At 66.5% G+C, this 14,961-nt stretch carries 14 protein-coding genes; 7 read left to right on the top strand and 7 right to left on the bottom strand.

Going from position 1 to position 14,961, the window contains the following annotated elements:
• Positions 1 to 47 precede the first annotated feature (47 nt).
• Genes H7K45_RS23430 through H7K45_RS23420 form a run of 3 tightly spaced genes read left to right on the top strand, consistent with a single transcriptional unit; the run spans position 48 to position 3,232 of the window.
• Positions 48 to 1,424, top strand: a complete 1,377-nt coding sequence (locus tag H7K45_RS23430; RefSeq protein WP_263998439.1) for an MFS transporter — start codon at positions 48 to 50, stop codon at positions 1,422 to 1,424.
• Positions 1,424 to 2,197 carry an SDR family NAD(P)-dependent oxidoreductase gene (locus tag H7K45_RS23425; protein WP_263998438.1) on the top strand — a complete coding sequence of 258 codons (774 nt, stop codon included), beginning with the start codon at positions 1,424 to 1,426 and terminating at the stop codon, positions 2,195 to 2,197. Before H7K45_RS23430 ends, H7K45_RS23425 begins: the two co-directional genes overlap by 1 nt.
• Before the next feature lie 18 nt (positions 2,198 to 2,215).
• The gene (locus H7K45_RS23420; protein ID WP_263998437.1) at positions 2,216 to 3,232 is read left to right on the top strand and encodes a LacI family DNA-binding transcriptional regulator; all 1,017 of its coding nucleotides are present in this window, start codon (positions 2,216 to 2,218) and stop codon (positions 3,230 to 3,232) included.
• A gap of 13 nt (positions 3,233 to 3,245) precedes the next feature.
• On the opposite strand, the gene H7K45_RS23415 is transcribed toward H7K45_RS23420, so the two are convergent.
• The gene (locus H7K45_RS23415; RefSeq protein WP_263998491.1) at positions 3,246 to 4,001 is read right to left on the bottom strand and encodes a sugar phosphate isomerase/epimerase family protein; all 756 of its coding nucleotides are present in this window, start codon (positions 3,999 to 4,001) and stop codon (positions 3,246 to 3,248) included.
• 54 nt (positions 4,002 to 4,055) lie between these two features.
• Positions 4,056 to 5,204 (bottom strand): DUF993 family protein, encoded by a 1,149-nt coding sequence (locus H7K45_RS23410; RefSeq protein ID WP_263998436.1) that lies wholly within the window; start codon positions 5,202 to 5,204, stop codon positions 4,056 to 4,058.
• A gap of 66 nt (positions 5,205 to 5,270) precedes the next feature.
• Between H7K45_RS23410 and H7K45_RS23405 the strand changes: the two genes are divergently transcribed.
• On the top strand, positions 5,271 to 5,726 hold the full coding sequence (locus H7K45_RS23405; protein WP_263998435.1) for a MaoC/PaaZ C-terminal domain-containing protein: 456 nt from the start codon (positions 5,271 to 5,273) through the stop codon (positions 5,724 to 5,726).
• Positions 5,727 to 5,834: 108 nt separating this feature from the next.
• On the opposite strand, the gene H7K45_RS23400 is transcribed toward H7K45_RS23405, so the two are convergent.
• Positions 5,835 to 6,638, bottom strand: coding sequence for an alpha/beta fold hydrolase (locus tag H7K45_RS23400; RefSeq protein ID WP_263998434.1), 804 nt, complete (start codon positions 6,636 to 6,638; stop codon positions 5,835 to 5,837).
• Between the two features lie 134 nt (positions 6,639 to 6,772).
• Positions 6,773 to 7,282 (bottom strand): hypothetical protein, encoded by a 510-nt coding sequence (locus H7K45_RS23395; RefSeq protein ID WP_263998433.1) that lies wholly within the window; start codon positions 7,280 to 7,282, stop codon positions 6,773 to 6,775.
• Between the two features lie 414 nt (positions 7,283 to 7,696).
• Here H7K45_RS23395 and H7K45_RS23390 point away from each other — a divergent pair, with 414 nt between their 5' ends.
• Together H7K45_RS23390 and H7K45_RS23385 are read left to right on the top strand one after the other, a co-directional pair.
• Positions 7,697 to 8,842, top strand: a complete 1,146-nt coding sequence (locus H7K45_RS23390) for a DUF8462 domain-containing protein (protein WP_263998432.1) — start codon at positions 7,697 to 7,699, stop codon at positions 8,840 to 8,842.
• Between the two features lie 52 nt (positions 8,843 to 8,894).
• The gene (locus H7K45_RS23385; RefSeq protein ID WP_263998431.1) at positions 8,895 to 10,595 is read left to right on the top strand and encodes a GMC family oxidoreductase; all 1,701 of its coding nucleotides are present in this window, start codon (positions 8,895 to 8,897) and stop codon (positions 10,593 to 10,595) included.
• 15 nt (positions 10,596 to 10,610) lie between these two features.
• On the opposite strand, the gene H7K45_RS23380 is transcribed toward H7K45_RS23385, so the two are convergent.
• Positions 10,611 to 11,213 carry an LGFP repeat-containing protein gene (locus H7K45_RS23380; RefSeq protein WP_263998430.1) on the bottom strand — a complete coding sequence of 201 codons (603 nt, stop codon included), beginning with the start codon at positions 11,211 to 11,213 and terminating at the stop codon, positions 10,611 to 10,613.
• A gap of 87 nt (positions 11,214 to 11,300) precedes the next feature.
• Complete coding sequence (locus H7K45_RS23375; protein ID WP_263998429.1) at positions 11,301 to 11,870, bottom strand: HPP family protein; 570 nt, start codon at positions 11,868 to 11,870, stop codon at positions 11,301 to 11,303.
• Between the two features lie 302 nt (positions 11,871 to 12,172).
• Between H7K45_RS23375 and H7K45_RS23370 the strand changes: the two genes are divergently transcribed.
• Positions 12,173 to 12,973: a GAF and ANTAR domain-containing protein gene (locus H7K45_RS23370; protein WP_263998428.1), complete on the top strand. Its 801-nt coding sequence runs from the start codon at positions 12,173 to 12,175 to the stop codon at positions 12,971 to 12,973.
• A 15-nt stretch (positions 12,974 to 12,988) separates the two neighbouring features.
• Here H7K45_RS23370 and H7K45_RS23365 read toward each other — a convergent pair whose 3' ends face one another.
• On the bottom strand, positions 12,989 to 14,779 hold the full coding sequence (locus H7K45_RS23365; protein ID WP_263998427.1) for a serine/threonine-protein kinase PknD: 1,791 nt from the start codon (positions 14,777 to 14,779) through the stop codon (positions 12,989 to 12,991).
• Positions 14,780 to 14,961 lie beyond the last annotated feature (182 nt).

Genomic DNA, 14,961 nt, shown 5'->3' with positions numbered 1-14,961 from the left:
CGTCAATCGAATCGCCCAACTTCCCACTGACACCAAAGGATGCTGCAGTGACTGACACACCCTCATCGTCGAGCTCACCGACCAACCCACCACCCGGGGTCGACCCCGTCCAGGAACGCCGAGTGCTGGTCGCCGGCACCGTCGGCTCGGTCGTCGAATGGTATGACTTCGGCCTCTTCGGTGCCGCGTCGGCACTCGTCATCGGCCCGTTGTTCTTCTCCAGCGACCTATCGCCGTCGGCGGCCACCCTGGCCGCGTTCGCCACCTTCGCCGTCGGGTTCTTCGCCCGCCCCGTCGGTGGCATGCTCATCGCGAACTTCGGCGACAAGATCGGCCGCAAACCAGCACTGATCTTCACCCTCGTGCTGATGGGTGCGTCGACGTTCCTGATGGGGTGCCTGCCGACCTACGACGAGATCGGCCTTTGGGCCCCTGCCCTCCTGGTTTTCCTGCGCTTACTGCAAGGTGCCGGCGCCGGTGCCGAATTGGCGGGCACCTTCACCATCATCTCCGAGACGATCCGGCCCAGCCGACGCGCATTCGGCACCGCCGTACCAAACGGTGCGACGGCCATCGGCACGGCGTTGGGCGTGGTGACCTTCCTCGTGGTCGCGCTGTTGCCCGGCGACGTGTTCCTGACGTGGGGTTGGCGCATCCCCTTCCTGTTCAGTGCCGTCATCCTCTTCGTGGCCGTGTTCATCCGCAACAAGGTGGAGGAGGCGCCAGAATTCCTGGCCGCCAAGGAACGCGCCGAACGCAAGGCGGAGAAACGAGTTCCGGTGCTCGCGCTGCTGCGGGGCCACTGGCGCAGCGTGCTCGTCGGCTTCGGCGTCATGGTCGGACACCAGGCGATGACCTACATCACCACTACGTTCGCGCTGAGCTACATCACCACCACACTCGACATGCCCAGAAGCGTCGCGCTCACCGCATCGTTGACTGCGTCCATCGTCGGTGCAGTGCTGTGCGCTTGCTTTGGTCTCCTTGCCGACCGCATCGGGGTCTACCACCGAGTCATCACCTTCGGAGCCGCCTACTGCATGCTGATGGCCTTCCCCATGTTCGCCCTGCTGGACACGCGCGTGCCCGTGTTGATCGGAGTGGCGCTGGTGCTGACCTATTCGGTGTCCTTCGGCGCGATGGGCGGCGCGCAAGGAGCCTTCCTGGTAGGTCTGTTTCCGCCCGACGTCCGCTTCTCGGGAGTGGCGCTCTGCCGTGAACTCTCGGGCACCCTTGTCGGCGGGCCTGCTCCCCTCGTGGCGGCAAGCCTGGTCATCGCGGCAGGCGGCTCACCATGGCCGGTGGCAATGATGTTGGCCGCTTGCTGCGCCGTCACCCTCGTCTCGCTGGCCGTCGCCCGAGCCAGGATTCGGCGCGGCACCGCGCACGTCGAGCCCAGCGCAACCGTCGCCCGGGCGGGCTGATGGCGTCGGACACCACCGTGACCGGGCCATTTCGGCTGGACGGTGAGATCGTCCTGATCACCGGGGCGACAGGTGGTCTCGGCTCCGCCCTCACCCGAGCCTTCGGTGCCGCGGGGGCCACGGTCGTGGTGCATCACCTCGACGACCACGACGGTGCGGACGCCCTGGTGCGAGAATTGAGGGTCGCGGGAGGTCGCGCGATGTCGGTCGGAGGCGACGTCACCGACGAACCCACGGTCGATGCGATCTTCTCCAGGATCGCCGAACGGCTCGGTCCGTGCACCATCCTCGTCAACAACGCCGGCATGATGGACCGCCATCGCTTCGTCGAGATGACCCTCAGCGACTGGAACCGGACCATCGGCGCCGACCTGACCGGACCGATGTTGATGGCTCAACGCTTCGCCCGCCAACCCGGCGCGCACGGCTCGATCGTCAACGTCTCGTCGCAGTTGGCCTTCAAGGGTGCCCACGACTTCGTCTCGTACTCCGCTGCCAAGGCCGGTGTCATCGGGCTGACGCGCGCATTGGCGCGCGAACTCGGCCCGCAGATCCGGGTCAACGCCATCGCGCCCGGCCCGGTCGCGACCCCGCTCGTCGCCGACCTGGCGCAGGACCCCGAATGGATCCGCGAACGCACGGGAGGATCGGTGACGAAGGAGTTGGCGACCGCGGAGGACATCGCCCCCACGGTCGTGTTCCTCGCCGCTCCGGCCGCCCGCCTGATGCACGGCCAGACACTGCACGTCAACGGTGGTGGCGTGATGGCGTGACAGCCTAAGATCGTGGCGATGACCATTCGGCCCACCGCCAAGAAGCCGACTGTCAGAGATGTCGCCGCTGCGGCCGAGGTGTCGGTGGCCACGGTGTCACGGGTGCTGGCCGGAGCCCCGAAGGCGGTCACCGACAGCACCCAACGCCGAGTGCTGGACGCGGCCGCACGCCTGGGCTACGAAGTGAACGTCGCAGCCAAGTCACTTGCCACCGGCCGCCATGGAAATGTCGCGGTGCTGGTCCCCGACCTCGGCAATCAGCACTTCACCAGCGTCGTACAGTCAGTCATCCACGCGTCCAACGACGTCGGCATGCACGTGTTCGTCGGTGACAGCTTGAACTCCCCCGAGTTGGAGGTCGCCCTCGCCACCGAGATGCTGTTGCGGTCAGACGGGCTCATCATGTGCAGCCCGCGGTCCTCTGATGAGGGTGTGCGGGCAATCCTCGACACCGGCAAGCCCATCGTGACGGTCAACCGCCGGTTCAAGTCGTCGGGTCGGACGGCGTCGGTTCAGACCGACGCGGTCGACGCCACGACCCAAATCGTCGACTCACTCTTGGATCTCGGTCACCGCTCGTTCGCGTTCGTGGTGGCCCAGAGTGGTTCTCAGCAGGTGTCGATGCGCTGGGAGGTGGTGCACAACCGGACCGCCGCAGCCGGCGGGACGGCGGTGCACATCGCCCTTCCCGAACCGCTCGGCGAAGTCACACCCGAGGTGCGCGCCGCCGTCGACCGCGGCTGCACGGCGTTGATCTGCGCCAACGACGTGACGGCGGCAGCAGTCATCTACGCGGTGTCCGAGATGGGCCTTCGCGTCCCCGGCGATGTCTCGGTCACCGGTTTCGACGACACTCCCCTTGCTCGTTGGGTGACGCCTCGACTGACCACCGCGCGCATGCACGAGGAGCAGTTGGGACGCGCCGCCTGGGAGGCGATGACTCAGCTGTTGCTTCCGAACCCGGTCCGAGCCGATCGCATCTTCCACGCCGACGTCGTCTTTCGAGATTCCGCCGGCCCAGCGCCACGCCACTGACACGACATCTAAGTCACAAGGTGGCGACACCCTGCACCATGGCGTCGACGGCCACCTGCGGAGGCACGGCCGCCCACCGGTCACTGAGAACCTCGACCTCCACCAACCCCCGGAAACCGGCAGCACGAACGATCGCCATGAACCCGCGAAGATCGATCACTCCCTCACCAGGCATGCCGCGGCTGCGTAACTGATGGTGAATCGGCACCGTCCAGTCGCTGATCTGAACGGTGTGAATGCGGCCCGAGGCGCGCATGGCCTCGCGGGGATAGTCCACGTCCCAGAACACGTGGTAGGCGTCGAGGGCGACTCCGACCCGAGGGTCTGCGGTCCTCTCGACGAGGTCGACCGCCTCGGACAACGACGTGACGACCGACCGGTCGGCAATCATCATCGGATGCATCGGTTCCACCGCTAACGACACACCGGCGGTGGCGGCATAGCGGGCCAGATCGCTCAGGCCGTCCTCGACGTGGCGACGGGCCGCGTTCAGGTCCGGGGTCGCCGCAGCACCGCACACGACGACCAAACACTCTGCGCCCAGCGCATGCGCCTCGTCCACCGCGCGGACATTGTCGTCGCGCGTCGCACGCGCGTTGACGTCCGAGGCCGTCGGGAACATCCCTGCCCGGCACACCGAGGTCACCGCCAACCCCGCCGATGTGATCATGCGGGAAGCCTGGTGAACGCCGATGTCTGCATAGACATGCCGCCACAGTCCAATTCCTCCCAGGGAGTTGCCGACCGCGACGTCTACCAGATCGGCCACGCCCAGACTCGGCAAGGTGGCGGAATTCAAGCTCAGCGACGCAGCGTCCACGGGTCATCCAATCCCATGCGCAGCGAAGAAGGTCCGCAGACGCGTCTCGGTGAAATCCGGGTCGGGAAAGTACTCCATGGCGTTCGCCAGGTGAACCAATTCGGCGAGATGCAGCAAGTCGCGTCCGGTCTCGAAACCGCCCAGCATGCGTGGATGATGTTGCCCACCAACGAGATAAGCGAGCCACGCGATGCCAACCTTGTAGTACTGCGTCGGTGCCACGAACACGGCGCGACTGAGCGGCTGAGTCGGCTCGAGGATCGCCCGAAACCCGCTCACGTCACCTGCGTCGAGACGGCTGAATGCTGCCGACGCCCAGGGTGCGAGAGCGGCGAACGCACCAAGTAGGGCATGACTGTGTCCGTGGCCGTCCCCGGCGATCATCTCGGTGTAATTGAAATCGTCACCGGTGAACACGGCCACGCCTGGGGGCAACCGTCTCCGCAGTTCCAACTCGAAGACGGGATCCAACAGTGAGACCTTGATGCCTGCGACCTTGCTGCGATGCGTCGTGATGAGATCTACGACCGTGTCCAGGGCTATACCCGGATCGCCTGCGCCCCAGTATCTGGCCAGCGCCGGGTCGAAGACCTCACCGAGCCAATGCAGGATCACCGGCTTGTTGGAGTGAGTCAGCAGGTCCCCGTACACCTGGTGGTAGTCGTCCGGCTCGCCGGCCGAGCGAGCTAGGTGTCTGCTGGCCATCAGGACCGCCGTGCCACCGTGATCGGTCACGAAGTCAAGCTGCTGCACGTAGGCCTCGGTGATCTCAGACAGCGACCTGGGCCCGGTAGGAAGTGCATCGGTGGTGACGCCGACTACCGTTCCGGCACCACCGCGCGGGTCGGCGGCCAGGGTGCGCTTGGCGAGTTCCATTGCCTCGGGTGCCGACAATCCCATCCCCCGCTGCGCGGTATCCATGGACTCGGCCACACCCAAGCCCACGTCCCAAATATCCTGGCGTAGAGCCAGTGTGGCGTCCCAATCGATTCGGCCGGTGGCCGTGGAGGTCCGCAGCGGGTCGGCGACCACGTGGCTCGCCGCAAACACCATGCGACTGGTCGGCGGGGTCGCCGACACCTGGAGCTGGGGACGGGGCGAGATGCGGACTTCGGAAAGCTCACCGTCTGCGGTGGGCAGGATCACGGACATTTGTCATCACCTTAGGTAACCGGTTACCTTAGGGACGGTAACACCTCATCGTCGAGAGGGGAATGCGTGAACCGCGAGCCCGTGTCATGGTCCGATCTGTTGGTCGGCGTCACCTTCGACAGCCCCAGTCGCACGATCACCGAAACCGACGTCGTCATGTTCGCCGGCACCACTGCTGATTACTCGCCCATACACGTGGACCACGAATTCGCGCGGGCATCCCAGTTCGGCGGTGTGATCGCCCACGGACTGCTCGGTTTGTCGATAGCCCACGGACTGATGTTCGGCGGCGGACTGTTGGGCCGCAACGCGATTGCCTTCCTCGGCATCAAGGACTGGAACTTTCGCGCGCCGATCCTTCTCGGCGACACGATCCACGTCGAGTTCGAGGTCGTCGAACGACGCCGTCGCTCCAGCGTTCCCGACCAAGGAATCGTCACCTTCGCCGTCCGAGTCGTCAATCAGCGTGACCACGTAGTTCAAGAGGGCAGGAAGGCACTGCTCTTGCACGCCCCATCCTGATCGTGTCGACGCACTTCGCCGAGTGGTAGGCAACCTCGCGGGCTCAAGCTCCATCTCTCGGTCAGTCTGGCCAGACGCCGAACATTCGAGCAGATGCGCGTCGGGCTGCTACGAGGTGGACCCGCCATCGTCGAGGGCTGCGCCGGTGGCGTCGAGGATCAGCCGCACCGTCTCCTCGGGTCGGTCCCAGTGGGGAAAGTGACCACAGTGGGAGAACCAATGCAGGGTGGCGTCGGGGAACGCGCGCATCGCGGTGTCCGCTTGGCTTGGGAGGGTCACGCGGTCGTTGCGGCCCCAGCCGATCGTCACGCGCCCCTTCACCGACCCTGCCGGTGCGCCTTGTTGTTTGGGTCCGTGCACCAACGCACGCACGGCGGCGTCCAGGCTCGGAGAGGTGTTGAAGTTTCGCAACTCGCCCAGCACCAGATCCGGGGGTAGTCGCCACGGCGCGGCGGAGAATTGCAGCAGCAGTGCGGTGCGTCCGGCGGCGCTCTTGGTCAAGGCGGGCAGCAGCGGTTGAATGCGCTTGACCAATGCGATCGACGGGCCCACGGTGGCACCGAAGACCTTGACTTGCCGGTCGGACCAGAATCCGCCCGGGTCGAGCGCGACGACGTCACCGGTGTGACCGCGGCGCGCCAGTTCGAGCGCCATGCGGGCGCCCATCGAACTGCCGACGACGTCGACGCCGCCGAGACCCTGTTCGGCGACGAAGTTCTCGACCGCGTCGGTGAGAGTGGCGACGGAGACCTCGCCGGCCAGGGGTGGACTCTGGCCGAAGCCGGGGAGGTCGACGGCGATCACCGTGCGTTCGGCTGCGAGGGCGGGGACGACGAGGTCCCAATTGTGCAGGTTGGAGATCCCGTGGACGAGTAGAAGCGGTCTGCCTGATCCGGTGCGAACTGAGTGCATCACTGGCGGATACCCCCAATGGTGGACTCGAAAGACTTTCCCGTCCTTTACGTCGCACGGGGGGATCACCCCACGGTGACGCGGTGGTCGTTCGCGCACGCGCGCGTGCGCGTGCGATCAAGGCCCCGCCGGTGTCAGGTTCCCAGGGCAGCGAGGATGTTGGTGTCTTGTTGCTTGCCGTAGTCGGTGACCAGATCGAGCGGAACGGGGTCGCCGGCGGCCCCGTTGAAGCGCACGGCCGCGACCGCCGGACCCTGGGTGAAGATGAGGACGCTTGCGTCTTGACCGTTGGTCGCCCGCCCCGTGATCAGAGTTCCGTTTTGGCCTACGGCGATTGGGCGCGATGACGCCCCGGGGATGTCGGCGAGCACGTCGCCGCGACTGACGTCCAACGCCACGGTGGCGGCTTGCTCGTCGGGCAGCACGAGGATGATGTCGGTGATGGCCCGGGTGCCGTCGCGATGGTTGTAGACGACCTCGATGCCTGGTTTTCCATCGGGGTCCTGCACCGGCGGATCGGCTCTATAGGCCGTCGAGTCGGTGACGACATTGGGGTCGACGGGCAGCGAAGCGTAGTCGACTGGCGCCGCCGTCGCGGCCGACGGGCAGACCGCCAACGTCGCCGCGACGACCCCAGCGGACACCGCTAGAGTCCGAATCAGCATGGGTAGCAACCGAATCCGCGCCATCCGTCGCGCCAGAAGAAACCGGCCCCGCAACCACGGTCGCCCGTCGTGCCCTGGCAGTCGAACATGTGCAGGGTAGGTGCCGTCGACACCGGTACCGGCACGGGCACCGGCGGCACGTTCACCACCTGAGCGGCATGCGCGGCCGGTGCGCTCAGGATCACGCCTCCCGCCAACAAGAATCCAGCGGCCAAGCCGCGCCCCCGAGACATCAATCCAACCCCCATCGAATAATTGTCGAGTGCGTCATATAGTGCATCTTCCGACGCGGCCAGGCAAGGGTGGCTTGTCTTCACCGGACCGTGTCGCCACATCGGCCGTATGGATGCGTATAGTTGCGCGAGACTATACGAGACGATACGAGGGTGACCCGTGCTCCCAAGCCCGTACTCCCCTGGCGCGGTGCCCGTCTACCTCGCCGGTCGCGGCACTGAACTCGAGACTATCCGCGCCCGGCTGGCGCGCACCAGCATGTTGGGGCGCTCCGGTGGGCCGCTGCTGGCGTTCTACGGATCCCGGGGCCTGGGAAAGACGTCGTTGTTGCGCGCCGCGCAGCGCGAGGCCACCGCCGCCGGCTACCTCACCGCGTGGGTCACCGGCCGTGACGACGCCGCGCTCGGCCCCGAACTCGCCGCATCACTCAAGGAGGAGATCAGCCGTCGATCGACGAGCCAAAAGGCCAAGGCGGTACTCCGTAGCCTCGAGAAGGTGCACGTCGAGGTCGGACTTCCCGGGGCCAAGCTGGGGGTCGAAGCCCAACGAGACCGGGCGATCGCTGCGGTCGAGCGCAGTCTTGCCGACGCTGGCCGCTTCGCCCGCGATCACCAGCAGCACGGCCTCGCGGTGTTCGTCGACGAGTTCCAAGAAGCACGGCTGGCCGATCGACGATCCCTGCTGATCGCGTTGCAACACTTCGACGGTGCACCGGAAGGATGCCCGGTGGCGATCGTCGCGGCGGGCCTGCCGTCTTTGCTCAGAGCCGTACCCGAGGCCGCAACCTTCGGCGAGAGAACCGAATTCGTCGAGATGGGTCTTCTCGGCGAAGTCGCGGTGGCCGAAGCGCTGCGACTGCCAGCTCAAGAACTCGGGGTGTCGTGGACTGATGACGCCGTGGTCGCAGCCATTGAGTTGGCCGAGGGTTATCCCCACCGAGTGCAGCTGATCGGTGACGCCGCATGGGACGTCGCGCGGCCCCGAAGGGGCGACGTCGTCGAGGCAGCGCTGGTCCGCACGGCTTCCGAGCGCGTCGACCGACGAATGGCGGCACTGTTCCGCAGCCGAATGGCCAAACTCAACCCGGAGCAACGACGAGTCGTCCAGGCCATGGCCGAACTCGGTGACCGTCCCGTGTCCCGAAGCGCCGTTGCGCAACGGCTGGGCATCACGTCCGAGGCGTTGAGTCGCCCACGACAGGAACTCATCGACCGCGGTGTGATCGAGCCGGCCGGCCGCGGTCTCCTTCGGTTCACCATTCCGGGATTCGCCGCCTTCCTCCGAGCCGACGCCGACGCCGAATGACCGAGCCAAGGAACGATGGTGCCGCTGCGGCAAGAAGTCGTAGTCTCCGTCGATGTCGGAAATAGGTCCCTCCCCCGGTTTCGATGCCGAGTTCGACTTCGTCATCGTGGGAGCAGGCAGCGCGGGTTGTCTGCTGGCCAACCGACTCAGCGCCAACCCCCGTCACCGTGTGCTGCTGGTGGAGGCCGGCGGCAAGGACGACTGGTTGTGGATCAAGGTCCCGGTGGGCTACCTCTACACGATCGCCAACCCCCGCACCGACTGGTGCTTCACGACCGACCCGGACCCAGGCCTGGCCGGCCGGAGCATCCACTACGCACGCGGACGGGTGATCGGGGGCAGTTCGTCGATCAACGCCATGATCCACATGCGCGGACAGATCAGCGATTACGACCTGTGGGCGCTTGCCACCGATGACGACCGCTGGAGGTGGGGTGGCCCGGCCGGCCAGACGTTGACGATCTACAAGGAATTGGAGGACTACTTCGGCGGCGCCGACGAATGGCACGGCGTCGGTGGCGAGATCCGCGTCGAACGGCCGCGGGTGCGCTGGAAGATCCTGGACGCCTGGCAAGCCGCCGCCGCCCAGAAGGGCATCGTCCCCCTCGACGAATTCAACCGAGGCGACAACGCCGGTAGCGCGTACTTCCACGTCAACCAACGGCGCGGCCGACGCTGGTCCATGGCCGACGCCTTCCTGCACCCGGTTGCCCGGCGACCCAACCTCACCGTCTACACCCGCGCCCAGGCCACGAAACTGCTGATGGACGACCACGTCCGCGACGAGCAGCGTCGGGGCGCCTGGACGTCGGCTCGGCACAGGGCAATCGGGGTGCGGCTTCTCAAGGACGGCCACGTCATGAACGTCCGGGCCCACGCGGAAGTGATCCTGAGTGCTGGAGCGATTGGAACGCCACACCTCATGCAGGCGTCGGGCCTGGGCCCTGCCGGGCTACTGTCCAGTCACCAGGTGCCGCTGACCGTCGACCTGCCGGGTGTTGGCGAAAACCTCCAGGATCACTTGCAACTGCGAACGGTCTACCGGGTACGAGGCGCGCGGACCGTCAACACGCTATACCGCAACTGGGTGACCCGGGCAGGCATGGGACTGCAGTACCTAATGCTGCGTTCTGGGCCGATGACGATGCCACCTTCCACGCTCGGCGCCTTCGCCAAGAGCGACCCCTCGTTCGCCAGCCCCGACTTGGAATGGCACGTGCAACCCTTGTCGTTGGCCAAGTTCGGCGAGCCGCTACATCGCTTTGGGGCGATTACCCCCTCGGTGTGCAACCTGCGGCCGAGTTCACGCGGCCACGTGCGCATCACCGGCGCCGATCCGTTGACCCATCCGGCGATCTCCTGCAACTACCTGTCCACCGACGCCGACCGTCACGCCGCCGTCGTGGGCTTGCGGATGACCCGGCAGATCATGGCGGCCCCCGCACTGGCCCGCTACCGCCCGCAGGAAATGCTCCCCGGCCCTGGACTGACGAGCGACGACGACCTTCAGCAAGCCGCCCGCGAACTCGGCACGACCATCTTCCACCCGGTGGGCACCTGCGCGATGGGATCCTTTGACGCGCAGGGCGTTCCGCGATCGGCCGCCAGTGTCGTGGACACCGACTGCCGGGTGTACCGTGTCGCCGGCCTTCGAGTGGCCGACGCTTCGGCGATGCCCACCATCACGTCGGGGAACACCAACGCGCCGGTCATGCTGATCGCCGAGCGCGCGGCACGGGCCATCCTGACATGAGCGTCGCCGTGCCGATCAGAGCCCTGAGGGAACGACTTTGCCGTCGACGGTCACCTCGACCTGATCCGTCTTGGGGTCGTACTCGACCTTGCCGTGCTCGAACGTGGTGACCAGGAGATCGCCGACGGGCTCCTCGTCGCTGGTGGGCGCGCCCAGTGGGCCCACGGAGCCGTTCTCGCCGGTGACCGACGGCGCTCCCTGGGGATCCCGCGGCACGTTCCACGCCTGCCGGATCTTGCCCCAGGTGATGTAGCCGGGCGTGCCCGCGGAGTCGTTCCTGGCAGTGATGACGCCCCCCTGGAACTGTTGGAACACCAGGCCGCTCTCCCGGGTTCCCGCATTGCGATCACCCGTCAGCGGCTTGCCAAGAGCCTGCCGCTGGTACTCGGTGGCCGACGCGTACTTGGCCGCAATCGGACCGGTCAGCGTCACCTCGACGTCTCTCTCCCCCACGAGCGTCACCTGGGTGGGCGGGGCTGGTGCCTCGGACGTGGCGATCAACGCGACCTGCGGTAACGCCGACTCGTCGAGGTTCGTACCCTGGCCGCAGCCTGCGGTGGCCAACGCGACCACGGCCAAGCCGACGACTGCCGTATGACGGTATGCGCGTGTGCTCATCGCCTCACTCTCGCGTCTGACCGCGGGTGGGTCAAATGCGGCGACGGTGGAGGCCGTGCTTCGCTGGCGCCGCGCTCCGGCGCCACGTCACCACCAGTAGTGGGGGTACCGCACCCCGTTGACCTTGTTGCCGGCCAGTCCTACCGCAACCAGGATGACCGCCGCGCATCCGACCAGGACGACGAATTCCCACCGGGGACCGACGGGGGCGACCGCGATCATCGCGGTGGCGGCGGCCGGGGAATGAGACACCCGCAGGAGTTTCATCGCGCTCAGGGCGAGGGCACCGGCCAACGCGCCAGCCCAGAGGGCGTCCATGCCAATCAGACCGACGAGCACGCCGACGACCGAGGACGCGACATGCCCGCCGATGACGTTGCGGGGTTGCGCAAGTGGGAAGTGGGCACCGCCGACGATCAGCGCCATGCTCGCCGCGAACGGCGGAATCAGCCACGGGTCGTGCGTCACGACCGTCAGCGCCCCGACGAGGGCGAGCGCCGCCAAGCTGGCGAGGGTCTCGACGACGATGACCCTCAGCCGTTGCCGAGGCGGGGCGCCACTGACGTACCACGGCGTCCGGGAAGGGCCGGACGACTCGGGTGACGCCGAGGCGATCGACCGTTCGCTCACCTCGCCCGCCTGGCTCGCCGAACTCATTGAAGAGAAGCTATACGCGGGTCGTGGGTTCCGGAAGCACACGGCAGTGATCACGTCATTGACGTTGGTTATCGTGCGCTGCAACGGTTTTGCCACGTTGAGCGGCAACCACGATTGACTAGGCCTATCACCGGTGATCCCGGGTCCAGTCCCGTGTTGCCATACCCGGAGGGCCATCATGACCGCTGCGGTATGTTCTCTTCCTACGTCCGTCGCTGAGCAGCATGCGACGGCACCGTTCTCTAGCCGCGTGAACGCCTGTCAGTGCCTTCATTCTGGCTCCGCATGAAGGTGCGTTCACGATGACTGATGATTCCTCCATCGTCGACTCCATTGTTCGGCTGTCGACGACGTCGCGTGCCGTGGAGGCGCTGCGTCGACTTCAAGACGCCGAAGAGCCCCTCGACGAAGTGTTGACGCGGGTGGCCGAAACCGCCGTGAAGGCCATCCTGGATGCGGACGCCGTCACCATCACGGTGCTGCCAAAGGATGGTGATGCGCACACCGCCGCCTTCACCGACGAGCAGATGGTGGAGGTCGACACTCGACAGTACGAGTCCGGACGGGGCCCGTGCCTGGAGGCGGCGCGGCGGCGTATGCCGGTACGCGTGGTCGTCGACGTCGAGGAGGACCGGTGGCCGGAGTTCGTGGCCGCTGCGAAGGCTCACGGGGTTCGAGCAACCCTGTCGGCTCCGCTGCTCGTCGGTGACGTCGGAGCCGACCGTGAAATGGTGGGCTCGCTCAACGTCTACAGTCGCACCACATCGGCGTTCGACTCGTTCGACGAGGAGCTGGTTCGGCTGTTCACGGTCGCGGCCAGCATGGCGATCACCAACGCACAACGGTGGCAGCAAACGCGCGACACCGTGTCACAGCTGGAGCGGGCGCTGAGTTCGCGTTCCATCATCGACCAGGCCAAGGGAGTGTTGAGGCTGCTCTACGACTTGGACGCCGACGAGGCGTTCGCGATGCTGGTGAAGCAGTCCCAGGATCGCAACGTCAAGCTCTACACCGTGGCCGAGGACATCTTGGAAGCCCTGCGCCGCAAGGATTCCGAGACGGGCGCCGCGCAGCGCGTCGACACGGCCATGACGGATCCCTAGACCACGTGACGAGGTCTACCCCACCGGCAGCTTCAGCACCCGCTGGGGGTCGTCGGTGACGTAGACGCTGCCCGCGGAATCCACCGCAACGGACGTGGGGGCCTCGAGTCCGTTGAACGGCAGCACCTGCTGGCTCGAGGAGCCGGCCCCGAGCGTCGCCACACGTTGGCTTCCGTGGTCGGTGACGTAGACACCGCCGTCGGGACCCACGGCCACCCCGGACGGGTCGTCGAGCTCGCTGAACGGCAGTACGTCCTGGGTGACGGAACCCGCCGCCAACTTCACGACGCGTGCGTTGCCTGCGTCGCTGACGTAGACGTTGCCCCCGGGGTCTACCGCCACACCGTAGGGGGCGTTGAGTCCACCGAACGGCAGCACCTCCTGGCTGGACGAGCCGGCAGGCAACTTCACGACCCGGTTGACCATCCGATCGGTGACGTACAGGGCGCCAGCCGAATCGACCGCCACGTTCTCGGGCGAGTCCAGGCCGTCGAACGGCAGCACCTCCTGTTCCGACGAGCCAGCCGGCAGCTTCAGCACCCGGCGGTTGCCGTAGTCGGCGACGTAGACATTGCCCGACGAATCCACCGCCACCCCACTGGGTTTGACGAGCTGAGAGAACGGCAGCGTCACCTGATCCAGGGTGCCGGCGGTCAACTTCACGACGCGGTCGTGGCCGTAGTCGGCGACGTAGACGTTACCGACGGGATCCACCGCGACCTGACCGGGCAGGTCGAGCCCGGAGATTGGCAGCACGTGCTGTGACGACCAGGACCTCGAAGCCGACGTTGCGGAATCGGCCGTCGACGGCGAGCGCCCACCACGGACCATGCCGAACACGACAGCCACCACGGCCACCACGGCCACGACGCCGACGCCCGACAGGAGCGCGATCTTGGTCCGCCGGCCAAGCCTTGGACTGCGCGCCGAACGCGGTGAAGTCCCGGGCATTTTCGCCGCGGCAAGGGTCGCCGTTTGCGACGCCGGGTCGCTGACGGCCGCGCGGGCAGCGTTTGCCAAGTCGACGGTGGTCGCGTATCGCTCGCCGGGGTCCTTGGCCATGCCCTTGGCGATCACGGCGTCAAGCTGGGCGGGTACGTGCGGCCGGGTCGTCGACGGTTTGGGCGGGGGGCTGTTCAGATGTGCGGCAATCAGACTGGGGTGATCGGTACCCCTGAAGGGCGGCTCTCCCGTGAGGCATTCGTAGAGACTGCAAGCCAGGGCGTAGACGTCCACGCCGGCGCCCTCGTCTTCGAGGTCTTCCCGAAACCTCTCTGGCGCCATGTAGCGAAGCGTTCCCGGCGCGAAACCAGCCTCGGTCAAACGGGTGTCGTCGGCAGCACGCGCAATTCCGAAGTCGATGAGGTAGGCGAAGTCGTCTGCGTCGAGAAGGACGTTGGAGGGTTTGACGTCGCGATGCACCAGCCCAGCCCGATGCGCGGCGTGCAGCGCCTTGGCGACCTGCTCGATGATGCTCACCGCCCGCTGAGGCTGCATCGGACCGTCGGACATCACTTCTTCCAGGTCGCGGCCTTCGACCAGGCGCATGTCGACGTAGAGCCGACCGTCGATTTCACCGTAGTTGTGGATGGGGACGATGTGCGGGTCGTTCAGTCGGGCGGCCGCATGAGCCTCCCGCCGAAAGCGCGCGGAATACGTGCTGTCAGAGGCTAAATGGGGCGGCAGCAGCTTGATCGCCACCATGCGGTCGTTGGCTTCCGCGTCGCGGGCGCGCCACACCTCACCCATGCCGCCGCGCCCGAGCAATTCGATGAGACGGTAACGACCGAAGGGAGTTCCCTGCATGAGTTCTACTGCACCCGTGCGAGTGGTGTGAGCTTTCGTCCGCGGACGTAGACCTCGGCGATGGAGCTCTCGCGCAGACCCATCAGCAGGGCGAACAACGTCTGATCACGAGCCAGGTCGGCATCATCAGCACGATAGGCGTTGTCCAACAACCCCTTCAACGCATCCGCCGGCTCCACCAC

It is taken from the genome of Mycobacterium yunnanensis (assembly GCF_025823185.1).
Taxonomy (GTDB): domain Bacteria; phylum Actinomycetota; class Actinomycetes; order Mycobacteriales; family Mycobacteriaceae; genus Mycobacterium; species Mycobacterium yunnanensis.
The sequence above is the reverse complement of the archived record's forward strand: the minus strand, read 5'-3'. Positions and strand labels throughout refer to the sequence as shown.

Bases quoted from the DNA above. Each gene is read 5' to 3' on its own strand.
- H7K45_RS23380 (WP_263998430.1), bottom strand. From the start codon at position 11,213: ATGAGCACACGCGCATACCGTCATACGGCAGTCGTCGGCTTGGCCGTG.
- H7K45_RS23410 (WP_263998436.1), bottom strand. From the start codon at position 5,204: ATGTCCGTGATCCTGCCCACCGCAGACGGTGAGCTTTCCGAAGTCCGC.
- H7K45_RS23400 (WP_263998434.1), bottom strand. From the start codon at position 6,638: ATGCACTCAGTTCGCACCGGATCAGGCAGACCGCTTCTACTCGTCCAC.
- H7K45_RS23425 (WP_263998438.1), top strand. From the start codon at position 1,424: ATGGCGTCGGACACCACCGTGACCGGGCCATTTCGGCTGGACGGTGAG.
- H7K45_RS23385 (WP_263998431.1), top strand. From the start codon at position 8,895: ATGTCGGAAATAGGTCCCTCCCCCGGTTTCGATGCCGAGTTCGACTTC.
- H7K45_RS23365 (WP_263998427.1), bottom strand. From the start codon at position 14,779: ATGCAGGGAACTCCCTTCGGTCGTTACCGTCTCATCGAATTGCTCGGG.
- H7K45_RS23375 (WP_263998429.1), bottom strand. From the start codon at position 11,870: ATGAGTTCGGCGAGCCAGGCGGGCGAGGTGAGCGAACGGTCGATCGCC.
- H7K45_RS23370 (WP_263998428.1), top strand. From the start codon at position 12,173: ATGACTGATGATTCCTCCATCGTCGACTCCATTGTTCGGCTGTCGACG.
- H7K45_RS23420 (WP_263998437.1), top strand. From the start codon at position 2,216: ATGACCATTCGGCCCACCGCCAAGAAGCCGACTGTCAGAGATGTCGCC.